General features: G+C 36.2%; 19 protein-coding genes. 12 read left to right on the forward strand and 7 right to left on the reverse strand.

The features are described from left to right. The first annotated feature begins 66 nt into the window (after positions 1–66). A complete protein-coding gene (locus MHH81_RS14885) occupies positions 67–279 on the forward strand; it encodes a helix-turn-helix domain-containing protein (RefSeq protein WP_340922525.1) in 213 nt (70 codons plus the stop codon). Positions 280–402: 123 nt separating this feature from the next. Here the strand turns inward: MHH81_RS14885 and MHH81_RS14890 are convergent, their stop codons facing one another. After that, entirely contained in the window at positions 403–663 is a 261-nt protein-coding gene (locus MHH81_RS14890) for a DUF1871 family protein (protein WP_340922527.1), read from the reverse strand. Between the two features lie 74 nt (positions 664–737). On the opposite strand from MHH81_RS14890, the gene MHH81_RS14895 reads away from it, so the two are divergent. After that, complete coding sequence (locus tag MHH81_RS14895; RefSeq protein ID WP_340922529.1) at positions 738–1,904, forward strand: MalY/PatB family protein; 1,167 nt, start codon at positions 738–740, stop codon at positions 1,902–1,904. A gap of 24 nt (positions 1,905–1,928) precedes the next feature. Here the strand turns inward: MHH81_RS14895 and MHH81_RS14900 are convergent, their stop codons facing one another. Continuing rightward, positions 1,929–2,156, reverse strand: coding sequence for a hypothetical protein (locus MHH81_RS14900; RefSeq protein WP_340922531.1), 228 nt, complete (start codon positions 2,154–2,156; stop codon positions 1,929–1,931). A 16-nt stretch (positions 2,157–2,172) separates the two neighbouring features. Further along, entirely contained in the window at positions 2,173–2,910 is a 738-nt protein-coding gene (locus MHH81_RS14905) for a peptidylprolyl isomerase (protein ID WP_340922533.1), read from the reverse strand. A 137-nt stretch (positions 2,911–3,047) separates the two neighbouring features. On the opposite strand from MHH81_RS14905, the gene MHH81_RS14910 reads away from it, so the two are divergent. After that, complete coding sequence (locus tag MHH81_RS14910) at positions 3,048–4,283, forward strand: MFS transporter (protein WP_340922535.1); 1,236 nt, start codon at positions 3,048–3,050, stop codon at positions 4,281–4,283. Positions 4,284–4,467: 184 nt separating this feature from the next. Then, the gene (locus MHH81_RS14915; RefSeq protein WP_340922537.1) at positions 4,468–6,327 is read left to right on the forward strand and encodes a transglycosylase domain-containing protein; all 1,860 of its coding nucleotides are present in this window, start codon (positions 4,468–4,470) and stop codon (positions 6,325–6,327) included. Positions 6,328–6,504: 177 nt separating this feature from the next. On the opposite strand, the gene MHH81_RS14920 is transcribed toward MHH81_RS14915, so the two are convergent. Further along, the gene (locus MHH81_RS14920) at positions 6,505–7,065 is read right to left on the reverse strand and encodes a DUF5366 family protein (RefSeq protein ID WP_340922539.1); all 561 of its coding nucleotides are present in this window, start codon (positions 7,063–7,065) and stop codon (positions 6,505–6,507) included. 159 nt (positions 7,066–7,224) lie between these two features. On the opposite strand from MHH81_RS14920, the gene MHH81_RS14925 reads away from it, so the two are divergent. The 7 genes from MHH81_RS14925 to mnhG are packed head-to-tail and all read left to right on the forward strand — an operon-like array spanning position 7,225 to position 12,990. Further along, positions 7,225–9,657: a Na+/H+ antiporter subunit A gene (locus MHH81_RS14925; RefSeq protein WP_340922541.1), complete on the forward strand. Its 2,433-nt coding sequence runs from the start codon at positions 7,225–7,227 to the stop codon at positions 9,655–9,657. Next, positions 9,644–10,066, forward strand: coding sequence for a Na(+)/H(+) antiporter subunit B (locus MHH81_RS14930; RefSeq protein ID WP_340922543.1), 423 nt, complete (start codon positions 9,644–9,646; stop codon positions 10,064–10,066). The genes MHH81_RS14925 and MHH81_RS14930 overlap by 14 nt, the downstream gene beginning before the upstream one ends. Beyond that, positions 10,066–10,407: a Na(+)/H(+) antiporter subunit C gene (locus tag MHH81_RS14935; RefSeq protein WP_340922545.1), complete on the forward strand. Its 342-nt coding sequence runs from the start codon at positions 10,066–10,068 to the stop codon at positions 10,405–10,407. The genes MHH81_RS14930 and MHH81_RS14935 overlap by 1 nt, the downstream gene beginning before the upstream one ends. Before the next feature lie 46 nt (positions 10,408–10,453). After that, positions 10,454–11,887, forward strand: coding sequence for a Na+/H+ antiporter subunit D (locus MHH81_RS14940; protein ID WP_445678143.1), 1,434 nt, complete (start codon positions 10,454–10,456; stop codon positions 11,885–11,887). After that, positions 11,887–12,366, forward strand: coding sequence for a Na+/H+ antiporter subunit E (locus MHH81_RS14945; RefSeq protein ID WP_340922549.1), 480 nt, complete (start codon positions 11,887–11,889; stop codon positions 12,364–12,366). The genes MHH81_RS14940 and MHH81_RS14945 overlap by 1 nt, the downstream gene beginning before the upstream one ends. After that, the gene (locus MHH81_RS14950) at positions 12,363–12,644 is read left to right on the forward strand and encodes a Na(+)/H(+) antiporter subunit F1 (protein WP_340922552.1); all 282 of its coding nucleotides are present in this window, start codon (positions 12,363–12,365) and stop codon (positions 12,642–12,644) included. The genes MHH81_RS14945 and MHH81_RS14950 overlap by 4 nt, the downstream gene beginning before the upstream one ends. Further along, complete coding sequence (gene mnhG / locus MHH81_RS14955) at positions 12,628–12,990, forward strand: monovalent cation/H(+) antiporter subunit G (protein ID WP_340922554.1); 363 nt, start codon at positions 12,628–12,630, stop codon at positions 12,988–12,990. Before MHH81_RS14950 ends, mnhG begins: the two co-directional genes overlap by 17 nt. Positions 12,991–13,040: 50 nt before the next feature. On the opposite strand, the gene MHH81_RS14960 is transcribed toward mnhG, so the two are convergent. Both MHH81_RS14960 and MHH81_RS14965 read right to left on the reverse strand, forming a co-directional pair. Further along, positions 13,041–13,268 carry a hypothetical protein gene (locus MHH81_RS14960; RefSeq protein WP_340922556.1) on the reverse strand — a complete coding sequence of 76 codons (228 nt, stop codon included), beginning with the start codon at positions 13,266–13,268 and terminating at the stop codon, positions 13,041–13,043. A gap of 59 nt (positions 13,269–13,327) precedes the next feature. Next, complete coding sequence (locus MHH81_RS14965) at positions 13,328–14,830, reverse strand: leucyl aminopeptidase (RefSeq protein WP_340922558.1); 1,503 nt, start codon at positions 14,828–14,830, stop codon at positions 13,328–13,330. Positions 14,831–14,950: 120 nt separating this feature from the next. Between MHH81_RS14965 and MHH81_RS14970 the strand changes: the two genes are divergently transcribed. Next, the gene (locus MHH81_RS14970) at positions 14,951–15,427 is read left to right on the forward strand and encodes a divergent PAP2 family protein (RefSeq protein ID WP_340922559.1); all 477 of its coding nucleotides are present in this window, start codon (positions 14,951–14,953) and stop codon (positions 15,425–15,427) included. 38 nt (positions 15,428–15,465) lie between these two features. Here MHH81_RS14970 and MHH81_RS14975 read toward each other — a convergent pair whose 3' ends face one another. Next, positions 15,466–15,789: a YuiB family protein gene (locus MHH81_RS14975; protein ID WP_340922561.1), complete on the reverse strand. Its 324-nt coding sequence runs from the start codon at positions 15,787–15,789 to the stop codon at positions 15,466–15,468. Positions 15,790–15,846 lie beyond the last annotated feature (57 nt).

Genomic DNA, 15,846 nt, shown 5'->3' on the forward strand with positions numbered 1-15,846 from the left:
CGTTCTAAAAGAAATTGTGCTATAATATAATAACAATTAAGACTTTCTAAAGGGGTGGATGGAATTATGAAAAAAGAATTACATGAACAATTACGTCAAATAAGAGAAGAAAAAAATATTTCTTTAGAAACACTAGCCTTAAAAACAAGAATTGGTACCGGGAAACTTGAAGCGTATGAATCTGGAAGTGAAACACCTTCTGTACAAACAATCTTAAAATTATCAAATGCTTTAGAAGTTCCTGCTTCCAATCTATTGGATGGCGTACAAGAAGTATAAAAAAAAGCTTTCGGTGTAATAACCGAAAGCTTTTTTTATTGGTTGAGTTAAAAGATAATGTTGTTACCTACCGAAAATATATGCTTCTATAAAACAACAACCTAATTTAATAGAGCATTTTTATTAAATGATACATTTCATTTCATATTTTAACGCAATCAATTTATATGAAATCTCTACACATTTCTCAAGCGGAATCCATTGTTCAAACGAATGTTCATAAATCCCCTGAATTCGCTTCGCTAGTTCAGATGGATGATCGATGCTTTGTAGATCAGTGACTACATCAGCTGTTTCTGTTTCGTATCCATCTACCCCAATATTGAATGGATCCCATTGTTGTAGTATCCACACTGCTTTTCTATTCATTTCAATTGAGTCCATACATTCACCTTATTACTTTTTATTAGTTAGGGATATAATAACATAATAATAGCAAATTGAAAGGGGTAATTATTTTGTATAATTTTACTACCGTACATGAAAGACGAAATACGCATTCCGAGAAATGGGATAATTTAAAAAAAATATATTTAATAGATGATGCAACTGACATACTTCCAATGTGGGTTGCCGATATGGATTTTGCTATTGCTCCCGTTATTAAGGACGCTATACAGAAGAGATTGGAACATCCTATTTTTGGATACTCTATTGCTCCTGAAGAAACACGGTCATCTCTAACTAATTGGGTTTATTCTAAACATCAATTAGCGATCAAAAACGAATGGATTCTATTTCGTCAAGGAGTAATCCCTGCAATAGCAGAAGCGATAGAAGCTTTTACTGACGTAGGAGATAAAATATGTATTCATACACCTGTTTATCCTCCTTTTACAAGTATACCCAAAAATCTAGAGCGAGAAGTTGTTACATGTCGTCTAATTGAAAAAGAAAATTCTTATGAAGTGGATTGGTTAGCATTTGAATCGTGTTTACGATCTAACGTAAAGTTATTTATCCTTTGTAATCCTCATAATCCGAGTGGCAAGGTGTGGAGCAAAGAAGACTTAGCGAAAATGGCAAAACTCTGTCAACAATATAATGTCCTAATTTTATCGGATGAAATTCATGCTGATCTAGTATTCCACCCCAACAAGCATACACCCATGCTTTCTGTAGCAGATGATTTGCATAATATCATTACTTTTTTTGCACCTACTAAAACATTTAACTTAGCGGGTATTCAAGCTGCTGCTACCGTCGTTCCAGATGAAAAGAAACGAAAGGTATTAGAAAGTATATCCAAGAGTCGAGGCGATATGGGGTTAAATGTATTTTCCTTAACAGCCTTGCAAGCTGCTTATGAGCAAGGGGCACCATGGTTAGATGAACTGTTAGAAGTACTATCCTCTAATATCGAATATGTGATAGAGCATCTTTCCAAATTAGATGGTATAAAAGTAGCCAAACCAGATGGCACCTATTTAATTTGGATAGATTACCGTGGTACAGGACTTTCTGAAAAAGACATGATGAATCGTTTACTGACGAAAGGCAAACTTGCACTCGAACCTGGAACGAAGTTTGGACAATCAGGAGATGGCTTTTTACGTATGAACGTTGCATGTCCACCTATTACATTAAAAGATGGTGTCGCACGCTTCATCCATGCACTGTCTTAACCCCAAATATGAAAAGCAGTTACCTCATTGTAGAGGTAACTGCTTTTCCATTTCATCTTTTCTCGCTTTCAAAACTCTCTCTTCTATCTCTCTTGCTTTTTCAGCGTCTTTGTGCGATTTCTTTTTTATCCATCTAAAGACCAGAATACAAATAATCAATAAAAATAGAAATTCAAGTACTACTGGAATATATTCCGTTTTATCTTCTGGGAAATATAAATAGAGAAAACCTAGCGGTAAAAATGTAAACACATTGACACTTCCTTACTTATTTTTGAATAATTTCGATGGAATCTATCGTAATATCTTCGACTGGTTTATCGTTCGCATCTTTTTCAACTGCCGCCATTTGATCGACAATGTCCATACCTTCCAACACTTGTCCAAATACTGTATGCTTTTGATCCAAGTGTGGTGTTCCACCCATTTCTACATATGCTTCTGCAATCTCATCTGGCCAACCACCTGATTTTAGTTGTTCCACTGTACCTGGAGCTTGTGAAGCTTGAACGATAAAGAACTGACTACCATTCGTATTTGGTCCGGCATTCGCCATCGAAAGAGCTCCTCGTAAGTTAAAAAGATTCATGGAAAATTCATCTTCGAACTCTTCCCCATAAATACTTTCTCCGCCCATACCAGTTCCAGTCGGATCTCCGCCTTGAATCATGAAATCTTCAATAACACGGTGGAAAATGATACCGTCATAATAGCCATTTTCTGCATGTGTTAAAAAGTTTTCGACCGTTTTTGGTGCTAGTTCTGGGAATAACTTAATTTTTATTGCGCCTATTGATGTATTCATAATTACTAATGCTTCGTTTGAAGCAACTTCCGTTGAAAGTTGTGGATACATGATTTTCTCTCCTTGTTGTTGGGTATCTGTATTTACAGATGTTTCTTCTTTGGGTATTACATTCTCTTTTGGTGTGTCTACTGAATCATTTCCACACGCACTTAAGATTATTGCAGTAAATATACTCATAAAAATGAAGACTTTTTTCATAAATTAATCACCCCAAAATAGTTTACCATATTAAAAGTGCATTTTCAGTGACAAAGTATCTAACCTTTCTTAGTTACACGAAATGTTCTATAATAAATAATGATTAAGTACGCAACAAATAGAAAGAAGGGATTTCGATGAGCGTACAAAAAAGAAACTTTACGATCATGTGGTTTTCTAACTTTCTTGTATCCAGCACAATGACGATGATTATGCCTTTTCTGTCGCTATATATTAATACAATGGGCGATTTTTCGGAAGCGTATGTTCAAAAATGGTCTGGACTCGTATTCGGTGCAACATTTGTATCAGCCTTTTTAATGTCTCCCGTATGGGGAAGAATTGCAGATAAATATGGATACAAGCCTATTCTTATTATTAATGGCTTCGGTATCGCAACAAGCGTGTTTCTAATGGGATTTGTTCATTCTGTTGAAGCATTTTTTGTACTGCGTTTATTTATGGGGATTGTAACTGGATTTATCCCCACCTCGCTTGCTTTCATAAGCTCACAAACTCCTAAAAATGTAGCTGGAAAAACGATGGGGACTCTGCAAATGGGGAGTGTTTCAGGTTCACTTTTCGGCCCTATTATTGGTGGATTTTTAGCAGATACTTTCGGGTTCCAATATACATTTATCATCACTTCCATTGCTGTATCATTAGCAGCATTACTCGTTATTTTTGGAATACATGAAATACGAAGGGTAAAGCATAAAGGAGATCATGAATACACTAGAAAAACAGTTATCTCAGGTATTTTTCATCATCGACTCATTTTAAATGTACTCATGATTAGTTCCCTTATTCAAATTGGCTTATTTAGCATTCAACCACTTCTCTCTTTATATGTTTCTCATTTAACAGATTCCAGTGAAGTTGCGTTACTAGCAGGCATTACCTTTAGTGCTACCGGAGTAGGTAGTTTACTGTTCGCTAGACCTTGGGGTAGACTCGGTGATACCATTGGGTATGAAAAAGTATTATCTGCCCTACTTGTTATTGCCTTTTTATTCATTGTTCCTCAGGCATTCGTAACGGAACTGTGGCAATTAATCGTTCTTCGCTTTTTATTTGGAATTGCATCTGGTGGATTAATTCCAATCACAACAGCTATAATTAGAAGAGAAGCACCGATTGAAGTTCAGGGCGAATTAATTGGCTATAACACAAGCTTTCGCTTTTTAGGAAATATAATAGGACCGATGTTCGGCGGATTTATTAGTGGTTATATTGGAATATCCTCGGTATTTTTCGTAACAGGCGCATTGTTCATGATCGCCTTTTTCATTATTTATTTTGCAAGGAAAAAACCAGTCCAAAATTTTGAAAACGTCCTATTAGAGGAAGAGCTTCACGCAAAATTATCTTAAAACATGAGCACACTTTTCTATAGAAAGTGTGCTATTCTTTTTAATAGATTAGCGCTGTTATATATTACTGTTTTTTTTTAGCAATAATTTTCGGTAGACTCCTGCTGGAATGCGAGTGGATTTTACCAAATAACGCTATCTATTTTAACAGCAAACATAGATTAAACGAATTGGAGTGCAGTATATGCGACAAGCAATAGGGTTTTTCATCATTCTTGTGTGCTTCCCAATTATATGGATATTGTATTCCTTCATCCACACAGAGCTATTGACTGCCTCAGCCTTCAAAGATAATTTGGAGCAATCCATTCAATTATCAAGTCCTAGTCTCGCTTCTCCGGTTGTAATGCTCGATGAAAATAATAAAATTTTCTCTGAAGATTATGTGGAATGGAGAGATCCTCTACCGATAGAATCCATCCCACTCTTTGTGCAAGAGCTTTTCATTCAAAGTGAAGATGCAGAGTTTTACAATCATATTGGGTTTAACTTTAGCGCGATATTCCGTGCGGTTTTTGCCAATGCTTCTGCAAATGCAAATGAGCAAGGAGCTAGTACAATAACCCAACAACTAGTTAGACTCCGCTATTTGTCAACGGAAAAAACCTACGAGAGGAAAGTTACCGAACTTGTTTATGCATATGAAATGGAAAAGAAGTCGACAAAAGAAGAAATTTTATTAAATTATTTAAATGAAATTTACTTTAGTAACCAAGTGTATGGAATTGGCGCAGCTGCAACCTATTATTTTGGTCGCCCTTTAAACCAATTAACAGAAGCGGAGCTTGCATTTATAAGTGCGATCCCGAATAATCCAAGTATGTATGATCCTTTAGAAAACTTCGAGGCAACCAAAAAGCGACAAGAATTACTTATAGATGTGTTGGTGAATAACGGAAGGATTTCCACTGATCAAGCAGTTGCATTAAAAGCGGAACCAATTGTTTTACAGACAAAAAAGAAAAAGCAGCTTTATCCTGCTTATAGTACATATGTGTTGGATGAATTAAAGAGTCTCATTGCAGAAAAAGAGGGCTACAAGGAAAAAATGAGCAATGCCCAAAATGAGCATCAAAAAATCTTTTTCGAAAATGAACTTCAAACAAGAGTAAATGAAATCATTGCACAAGGAGTTACGATTTATACAGCACTTGATCCTCTCAAGCAAAAGGAAGATGAAGCATACGTTAATAATTTGTTACATAAAACATCCGATGTACAAGCAGCATCTGTCGTTATTAATAATGAAACAAGAGAGATTATTAGCATGTATGGTGGAAAAGATTATAAGAAATTTGATTTTCATCGTGGTTACCAAGCAGTTCGGCAGCCAGGATCGGCATTAAAGCCATTGCTTGTTTATGCACCTGTCTTTGATATGACTTCGTTAACAGCAAATAATACGATTAACGGCGGGAAATTATGTATCGGTACATTCTGTCCACAAAATTATGGTGGAGCTGTTTATGGAGATGTAACCCTTGAACAAGCATTTCGCTTTAGTCATAACACTCCTGCTGTTCGTCTTTTAGAAACGGTGGGAATTGACAATGCTTTTGCCAAACTAGACCAATTTCAATTTAGCCATATAACGGAGGCTGATCATTCCTATGCGTCCGCATTAGGCGGACTGACTAATGGAGTGACTGTTTTAGAAATGGCAGATGCTTATACTAGTTTTATCAATGGTATGTATAAACCAGCTCACGCCATTCGTAAGGTTGTCGATAAAAATGGAGAAGTTTTATATGAATGGCAGGAAGAAAAAAAAGAAGTTTGGACCCCAAAAACAGTACAAACAATGAGAGGATTACTTTCCGATGTTGTACAAAACGGGACAGGAAAAGGAATATCTATTCCATCTACCTACGTTGGTGCTAAAACGGGAACTACGAATGATTTTTATGACTATTGGATTGCTGGACTTACAGATACCTATACGTCTGCAGTATGGATTGGTTATGATATGCCTAGAAATATGAAAACAATTGAATCGAAAAAAATACACCATAGGATTTTCAATCAAATAATGAACACAAAATAGAGAAGCCCCTACATGCTGGCTTCTCTTTCCTTTTATTAGATGGTGCTGTTATATTTACTGTAGTTTATTAGCATAAAATTTGCGGTAGAATCCGCGCAGACTAGGAGGCTTGTCGGTTCGCCCTCGAAAAGTAAGCGGATTCTACCAAATAACAACCATGTTATTTAACAGCGTTTGTTATAAAAATGGTAGACTCGCAATAATTCCGTTATATAGCTTAATAATAACATACACCACAAGTGCTAAAAAAAGACTCCACACAATAATTTCAAACATGATTAACCCAAGTGTACCTAATACGCTCATAGAGCTACTTAGCTTATATACAACATATACAAAATAAATAAATGCGGTTGCAAGAAAAATAAGGAGTAATATCTGAATAGATTGAAAGCCTACAGCTGAAATGACAGCTCCTACAAAAAAGATAACATATCCGCCACGAGCCTGTGCCATTGTCTTCCCTTCGTAATCCTTTGAGAAAAACAACATTCCTAACTCATGAATTGTTTCCGCAATTAGCTTCATTGCTGAAAATAGCATAAAGTATACAAGGGCTAATAAAATTAATAAGAATAATTTTAGCTCCAAATCCGACAGAAACTCCCTCATTCCGCTATATACACCAATGACTTTGAAAAGCTCGATTGCTTTATTCATGGTGAAGGTAGAAAAGGTTAAGCTAAAAAATACGATTGTGATTAATGGTAGAAAACCAAACACATATGGGTTTTTCATAGTTGCTCCTCTTACTCTATAAAATAGTTTCCTATGTATCATATCGAAGTGCGCATAAGTTCTGCAAGTAGGTAAATAATTCTCCATGCATTTACTGCTTAATTGCGTTATAATTTTAAGTATGCATTTTAAATCTATTGTTTTGAAAGGAGGATTCTTTTGTTATTAGTTTTTGGAATATTCTTACCAATTATTGTAGCAATATTTATCCCATTTCTATTTAAAAAAGCTGTTAACATCCACACAGGCTGGTTCGTCTTAATAGTTCCAGTTGCACTTGTTGTTTTTTATGGGACTTACATACCTTCTGTTATGGATGGAACAACTTATACAAACGAAATGCCCTGGATTCCATCACTCGGAATATCCATTATCTCTTACATAGATGGTTTAAGCTTACTGTTTTCTTTGTTGATAACTGGAATCGGGGCACTAGTTGTACTTTACTCCATCTTTTATCTGGATAAGAAAAAAGAGAAATTAGGGAACTTTTACCTGTACTTATTAATGTTTATGAGTGCGATGCTTGGGGTTGTCCAATCGGATCATTTAATCAGCCTGTATTTCTTTTGGGAACTTACATCTATTTCCTCTTTCCTTTTAATCGGATATTGGTACACTCGTGATCGTTCTCGATTTGGTGCGTTAAAGTCCATGATGATTACGGTATTCGGTGGACTAATGATGCTCGGAGGATTTTTAATCCTTAGTATTATTGGAGGCAGTTTCTCCATACGTGAATTGATTGCGCAGGCTCCAGAACTTGCTGGACAAGACCTTTTTGTTTGGGCGCTTGTATTAGTACTACTCGGAGCATTTACGAAGTCAGCACAGTTCCCATTTTATATTTGGTTACCAGATGCAATGGAGGCCCCTACACCAGTTAGTGCTTACTTACACTCTGCAACAATGGTTAAAGCTGGTTTGTATCTAGTAGCAAGATTTACCCCTATTTTTGCAATTTCTGAAGTTTGGGTGTGGCTCGTAACTGGCATTGGTATGCTCACATTATTCTGGGGATCATTTTTTGCCGTGAAACAAACAGACTTAAAAGCAATTCTAGCTTTTTCTACTGTTAGTCAGCTTGGTTTAATCATGTCTTTACTTGGAATTGGTTCTATTGCTTATCATGTAACAGGTGATTTAGTTACCACGTATACATTTGCAACATTTGCTGCCATTTTCCATCTCATGAACCATGCTACTTTTAAAGGAAGTTTGTTCATGATTGCAGGTATTGTTGATCATGAAACCGGAACGAGAGATATCCGGAAACTCGGAGGACTTATGAGTTTAATGCCAGTAAGCTTTACAATTGCGCTTATTGGTAGTTTATCGATGGCAGGAGTTCCTCCGTTTAATGGATTCTTAAGTAAAGAGATGTTTTTAGACTCTACTTTAGCTCTACAACATTTCGATCTTTATGCAATGGATACATGGAGCGTTTTATTCCCAATCGTTGCTTGGATTGCAAGTGTATTTACATTTGTCTATAGCTTGTATTTTGTTTTCCATACATTCCGTGGGAAACATAAACCGGAACAATTACCGAAGAAAGCGCATGAAGCACCAATTGGTATGCTTGCTTCACCTGGTATTCTAGCTACACTAGTAGTTGTAATCTTCTTTGTTCCAAATTTCTTCGGTAACATGTTTATTAAACCAGCTGTAGCAGCTATTCAACCCGAAGCATATCAAGTTCCTGCAGATGTCGGATTCACAATCAAAGCTTGGCATGGTTTTGACTCCCCTGCTTTATATATGACACTTGGTGTATTTTTAGTTGGTTTTATATTATTTAAAACACTTACAAGATGGGCTCCCGCTTATGAAAAAGTACCGTCAAAGATTTCACTAAATCGTATATACGATGGACTAATGGGACTAGCAGATAGTGGAGCAAATCGTTTTTCATCTATTTATATGACAGGATCTATTCGATCTTATCTAATATACATGTTTGCAGCGATTATTGTATTACTTGGAAGTACAATGTGGTTTAAAGACGCATTTGTTCTAAACACAGACAACTTAGCACCGATTCGTTTCTTTGAACTACTCATTTCTTTTATCTTAATAGTAGCTACTATTACGATTTTAGTTACAAAATCAAGATTAACTGCAATTATCGCACTTGGAGCAGTTGGATATACGGTGGCATTATTCTACATTATCTTCAAAGCACCTGACCTTGCGTTAACTCAATTAGTAATTGAAACCGTCTCGGTCGCGTTGTTTTTAGGTGCATTTTACCACCTTCCCAAAATGAACAAACATGAAAAAGGAAAAGAAGATCGCGGTTTCCGGTTAGGAAACTTCCTTATTGCGCTTGGAGTAGGTGTAATGGTTACGTTAATAGCTATTTCCTCGCACTCTCAAAAACTTATTCCTTCGATTTCTAAGTATTACAAGGAAACTGTGTACACGGAAGCTGGTGGAGGAAATATCGTAAATGTCATTTTAGTAGATTATCGTGGCTTTGATACATTGTTTGAAATTAGTGTTTTAACGATTGCTTCGCTTGGTATTATTGGAATGATAACGCTTCGTCTAACAAAAAAGAAAGGAGATAGAAAAATTGAAAACAAATGATTTAATTATTCAAACGACCACCAAAGTAGTCTTTTTCATCATTTTTCTATTCTCCATTCATATCTTTTTTGCAGGTCATTACACGCCAGGTGGAGGATTTGTTGGTGGATTATTAATGTCGAGTGCCATTGTTTTATTAATGCTTGCATTCGATTTAAAAACGGTGCAAGAAATGTTGCCTATAAATTATACGGTTGTTACAGCAGTAGGCTTGTTAATATCTCTTGCAACAGCCGCCGGTTCTATATTCTTTAATGTTCCATTTTTTACGCATGTCTACGATTATTTTTACTTACCTTTACTTGGTAAAACCTCTATTCATACAGCAATGTTTTTTGATACGGGTGTTTACTTAGTAGTTGTCGGGGTAACGATGACGATTATTCAAATGATAGGGGGAGATGAATAATGGAAATCTTGATGTCCATTTTAATCGGCTTTCTATTCATGGCTGCAGTCTATTTAATTCTTTCGAGAAGCTTGCTTCGCATCATTATTGGAACGGGTTTATTAAGTCACGGAACTCATTTGCTTTTATTAACGATGGGCGGTTTAGGCGGGGAATCTGCTCCTGTTTTAGCAGAAGGCGTTACAGATTACGTAGACCCTTTACCACAAGCGCTGATTTTAACTGCAATCGTAATAAGTTTCGGTGTTACAGCTTTTTCCCTTGTACTAGCTTATCGTACTTATAAAGAAGTTGGTACGGACAATATGGAATTAATGAAAGGAACTGAAGACAATGATTAATTTATTATTATTTCCGGTTCTCATCCCTTTCCTATTTGCAGCGATATTGTTATTTTTCCCGAAAAAAGTGATGGCTCAACGAGTAGTTACAATTATTGGTTTACTATTTGCATTATTCTCTGCAATTGTTTTACTTCTAAAAGTAAAAACGGATGGCGTTCAAACACTCACGTTAGGTAGCTGGGCACCTCCTTTTGGAATTACGATGGTGTCGGATATGATTTCAGCACTACTTGTCACTTCCTCTCTAGTTATTGCTTTATTTGTTGTATGGTATAGCTTTACTTCAATTGGAGAAGCAAGAGAAAAGACATTTTATTACCCAGCCATTATGTTCATGTTAACAGGGGTAAATGGAGCATTTACAACAGGCGATATATTCAATATGTTCGTTTTCTTTGAAGTGTTATTAATGTCCTCTTATGTACTCATTGTATTAGGGGGAGAAAAAGTTCAGTTAAAAGAGTCGATTAAATACATACTTGTCAATATTGTTTCTTCTTCTTTGTTTGTTATTACGGTAGGGTATTTATATTCCGTAGTTGGAACGCTAAATATGGCTGATATTTCGGTGAAGATAGCAGAAATCGGTCCATCCGGAATTGTAACCGTTATAGCTGTATTGTTCTTGATTGTCTTTGGAATTAAAGGAGGTATTTTCCCTCTATTTTTCTGGTTACCAGGATCATATGCTGCTCCTCCTGTTCCAGTACTTGCGTTATTTGGTTCACTGCTAACAAAGGTCGGTGTGTATGCCATTATGCGTACATACACATTGTTCTTCACAACAGATACCGGATTTACACATGAGCTTTTGATGATTGTCTCTATTCTAACGATTATCGTAGGATCTATTGGGGCTCTTGCATACTTCGATGTGAAGCAAATTATTATTTATAATATTGTTATAGCAGTTGGAGTAATCTTGTTTGGAGCATCCATTATGAATGAAAATGGAATGATGGGTTCTGTTTTTTATTTAATTCATGATATTCTCATTAAAGGGGCTTTGTTTTTATTAATCGGCATTATTATTAGCATTACAGGTACATCCGATTTACGTAAAATGGGAGGGCTTATGAAGCGTTATCCGGTTCTTGCGTGGAGCTATTTAATCGCAGCATTTGGTCTCGCAGGAATTCCTCCGCTTAGTGGATTTGTAGGAAAGTTACTCATTGTGCAAGGTGGTTTTGAGGACGAGCTTTTGTGGCAAAGTATTTTTATCTTAGCTTCCAGTCTCATCGTTCTACTCTCTGCCATCCGCATTTTCATCTATGCATTTTGGGGTGAGGAAAAAGGAGAACACCTTATTAACGCGAAAAAGTATCGTCATTTATTAGCTCCAACGATTACGTTGGTTGGTCTTACAGTCCTATTCGGAATTGGAGCAGAATACTTAGTTCCATTTATGACGGATGCAACTACTGTGCTGCTCGATCCTTCTGTTTATGTAGATGCTGTATTTAGAGGGGTGAAATAATGGCTTTTCAGATTTTATTAAATGTATTTATTGCGCTAACATGGATGTTCTTATCCGTCTCTTTTAAACCAACAACATTTATTATTGGTTATTTAATTGGGATACTTATGCTTTTCATGCTTCGTAAATCTTTTAATTCACGATTCTATATGGGACGTGTTTGGGCTGTTATAAAGTTAATTATGTTATTCTTAAAAGAATTAACCTTATCAAATATTTCTGTGTTAAAGCTTATTATTAAACCAGATATGCCTATTCGTCCGGCGATATTCGCAATGCCTACTGTACTCGAACAAGACTGGGAAATAACACTCCTATCTAGTTTGATTACCTTAACGCCAGGAACAATAGTAATAGATATATCCGATGACAATAAAACACTATATATCCACGCGATTGAATTTGACGATGTGGATGAAGCAATTGATTCTATAAAGAACACATTTGAAAAAGCAATTTTGGAGGTGAGTAGATCATGACAGCCTTTCTATGGGTAATCGTCGTTTTAATTAGTATATCCCTCCTCGGCTTTGTGTATCGTCTAGTGATAGGCCCTTCTACTCCGGATCGTGTAATTGCATTAGATGCAATTGGAGTGGGTTTAATTTCATTAATTGGCCTTATTTCCATTTTGTTTGATACTGGATTTTTCTTAGAGGTCATTCTATTATTAGCAATTCTTTCATTCATAGGTACTGTTGCTTTTTCTAAATTCACGGAGAAGGGAGAAATCATTCAACGTGACCGTAATAGCTAATTTACTTATCATTGCTACTATTTCTTTTGGAACAATATTTATTCTTGTCACTGCTATTGGATTAATTCGCCTTCCTGATGCCTATTCAAGAGCACATGCTGCTTCCAAGAGTGCAACACTAGGCGTTATGAGCATCCTACTAGGAGTATTTTTTCACTTTTGGTTGAATGAAGGTTATTTTAATTCTCGCATATTACTAGGAATTCTCTTCTTATTTATCACCGGACCAGTTGGTGGACATATGATGGGACGAGCAGCATATTATTCTGGAGTGAAAATGTGGGATAAATCAGTACGTGATGATCTCGCTGAAGTCGTTAAGAGAAAAAGAGAATTTGAAAAATAAGAAAGCTTTTGCAAGCCGCATTAATTTACGCTTGCAAAAGCTTTTGTTTTTTAATAATAACCATCATAATAATAAGGATATGGATATGGTGGATACGGGTAATAGTAAGGAGGTGGATACGAATAATATGGTTGTCTATACCCTCCGTAACCTCCTAACGAAGAACCTAATAGACCCCCTAAGAAACCTCCGAAAAATGGAAATCCAAAATTTCCAAAGCCAAAACCAAAACCGGGACCTCTAAAACCACCAAAACCACCCCGTTGAAATCTTACCATGCTTCTCCTCCTTTCACCTCAGTGTATGCTACTAGGGAAAGGGAGGTTGTGCGTTTTCCCTATTCTTCGTCTGCCATTCTTTCAACCAACGTTGCAAGTGTACGTACCATTACGCCAGTACCGCCTTTTGGGCCAAAATCATGTGCAGATTTTGTATCAGAAGTACCTGCAATATCTAAGTGAATCCATGGCGTATTTTCCACGAACTCACCAACAAATCCACCACCAAAAATCATATGACCATCGCTACCTGGAGAATTGTTTAAATCCGCTACATCACTTTTACGAATACGTTTTTTATCATTTTCCGTTAATGGGAGTCTCCAAACAAATTCACCTGTTTCGAGAGAAGATTCCATAAATGTTTCGAAAAACTCCTCATCATTTGTAAGAGCTCCTGTTTTATCATACCCTAGGGCTGTAATAACTCCACCTGTTAAGGTAGCGACATCCACGATATAATTAGCTCCTTGTTGTTTTGCATATGTAACTGCGTCGGCTAAAACTAGACGACCTTCTGCATCTGTATTTAATATTTCAATAGTTTTCCCACTCATAGATGTGATCACATCATCTGGTTTGAATGCATTTCCGGAAATCATATTATCTGTAGAAGCTATAACTGCAATAACATTTTTGTTTGGACGAAGCTCACCAATAATTTGCATCGCACCTAATACAGCTGCTGCTCCTCCCATATCACCTTTCATCCCTACAATACCTGTTTTTGTCTTAATGGAGTAGCCACCTGTGTCAAATGTGATTCCTTTACCGACAAGGGCAATAACATCTTCCCACGCTTCAGTCGCTTGATATTTTAAGACGATTAGACGTGGCTCCTCTACTGATCCTTGATTTACAGCTAAAAGCGCACCCATTCCTAATTCTTCTATTTCTTTTTTACCTAGAATTTCTGTTTCAAATTCATATGTTTCTCCTAATTCTCTTGCATACTCACCTAATTGAGTAGAAGTTAAAACATTACCAGGTGTGTTGACTAATATTCTCGCTTCATTAACAGCATCAGCATAAATACTTCCAACTTCAAAATAGGACACTACTTCTTCTGTATCTACATCCGTTAGAAGCTCAATAGCTGGTAAGTAATAGTCCGGAACATTAGAGGTTGTTTTATATCCCTCGTAAGTAAAAGAACCCATTCCAAGGCCTTCCGCAGCTAAATAAGCTACGTCCGCATCAGCAGTGGAATCAGAAGTAAAAGAAGGAATCCAAACTGCTACAGATTCGGGTTTACTAGATAGAAGTTCTTTCCCAACTAGGCCAAATGCTTCTCGAATATTTTCTTGTGTTAATTGTTTACGGTCACCTATTCCTACAAACAAAATTCTTTTAACCGTTTCTTTATTTGCAACGGGAACTTTTACAATTTTTTTCAGGTCGGAGGAAATATCTCCACTTTTAACCCACTCTAAAATATGCTCCCCAAAGTAGCTTAAAAAAGCTTCCCATTTCGTTGTATTTTCAGGATGTTTAGAAACACCAACAACAAGTGTTTCAGATTGGATTTCATCAAATAAAACTGCATTTGTACTAATAATCATTATTTTTCCCCCTAAAATTCGGATACAATCTTATTATATAGGAAGAAGATTAATTTTTCGAATTGTATGATGTGTTATACTATTCTTACTTAAAGTATTAGATGAAAGGCGGTGTCTACTTTGGCAATCTTCCAAAACACTCCATTAATGGCTGCACTATTTTCTATTTTCTTTGCACAATTTGTAAAGATTCCTATTCATTTTCTAATGACAAAGAAATTAGATTGGAAGTTATTCACGTCTACTGGCGGAATGCCTAGTTCTCACTCTGCTGCTGTAACATCTCTTTGTACTGCTATTGCATTTGAAACGGGACTAGATTCACCACTCTTTGCAGTTGCGACAGTATTTGCTGTTATTGTCATGTTTGATGCAACTGGCGTTCGTTTCCAAGCAGGACAGCAAGCAATTATTATTAATCAAATGCGTGCCGACTTTCAAGTTTTTATAGAACAAACGAAAGGGTGGGCTCATAAAAAAAATGAGGAAAAGATGGAAGAGCTGAAGACATTACTCGGTCATAAACCAATTGAAGTTTTTATGGGTGCACTAACCGGAATCTTGATATCTATCATCATTTATACAACGATAGTATGAAAAAAGGATGACTCCATTACAGAGTCATCCTTTTCTAATTAAAACATTTGATATCCATTTTTTCTTAAGTATTTAATTACAAAACCTGCTGCAATTGCTCCGATCAATCCACTAGATAAAATGATAATATCTGCTGCATGGAGTGAAATTATTTTATCCCCAAGGGCCCGGAAAGCAGAACTTGGTTTTGTTAGATAATCAAAAAAGCCAACTTCATCAATTATAAACACGACAACAATCGGATAAAGAATTGCCATAAACCAAGTCATTCTAAGTAACATATTTATTAAGAAGGCGATTCCAAAAAACATAACAAAAAATATGACAACTGAAAGTATCATTTGTACGAGCATAAAATCCATAATCTATTACCTCCGTAGTATCTTTAAATAGTTTACCTTAACGGAGGTTAGTATTCA

The sequence above is a fragment of the Psychrobacillus sp. FSL H8-0484 genome, from assembly GCF_038005325.1.
GTDB lineage: Bacteria > Bacillota > Bacilli > Bacillales_A > Planococcaceae > Psychrobacillus.

Bases quoted from the DNA above. Each gene is read 5' to 3' on its own strand.
- MHH81_RS14945 (WP_340922549.1), top strand. From the start codon at position 11,887: ATGGCTTTTCAGATTTTATTAAATGTATTTATTGCGCTAACATGGATG.
- MHH81_RS14935 (WP_340922545.1), top strand. From the start codon at position 10,066: ATGGAAATCTTGATGTCCATTTTAATCGGCTTTCTATTCATGGCTGCA.
- MHH81_RS14905 (WP_340922533.1), bottom strand. From the start codon at position 2,910: ATGAAAAAAGTCTTCATTTTTATGAGTATATTTACTGCAATAATCTTA.
- MHH81_RS14915 (WP_340922537.1), top strand. From the start codon at position 4,468: ATGCGACAAGCAATAGGGTTTTTCATCATTCTTGTGTGCTTCCCAATT.
- MHH81_RS14890 (WP_340922527.1), bottom strand. From the start codon at position 663: ATGGACTCAATTGAAATGAATAGAAAAGCAGTGTGGATACTACAACAA.
- MHH81_RS14885 (WP_340922525.1), top strand. From the start codon at position 67: ATGAAAAAAGAATTACATGAACAATTACGTCAAATAAGAGAAGAAAAA.
- MHH81_RS14910 (WP_340922535.1), top strand. From the start codon at position 3,048: ATGAGCGTACAAAAAAGAAACTTTACGATCATGTGGTTTTCTAACTTT.
- MHH81_RS14965 (WP_340922558.1), bottom strand. From the start codon at position 14,830: ATGATTATTAGTACAAATGCAGTTTTATTTGATGAAATCCAATCTGAA.
- MHH81_RS14950 (WP_340922552.1), top strand. From the start codon at position 12,363: ATGACAGCCTTTCTATGGGTAATCGTCGTTTTAATTAGTATATCCCTC.
- MHH81_RS14920 (WP_340922539.1), bottom strand. From the start codon at position 7,065: ATGAAAAACCCATATGTGTTTGGTTTTCTACCATTAATCACAATCGTA.
- MHH81_RS14975 (WP_340922561.1), bottom strand. From the start codon at position 15,789: ATGGATTTTATGCTCGTACAAATGATACTTTCAGTTGTCATATTTTTT.
- MHH81_RS14960 (WP_340922556.1), bottom strand. From the start codon at position 13,268: ATGGTAAGATTTCAACGGGGTGGTTTTGGTGGTTTTAGAGGTCCCGGT.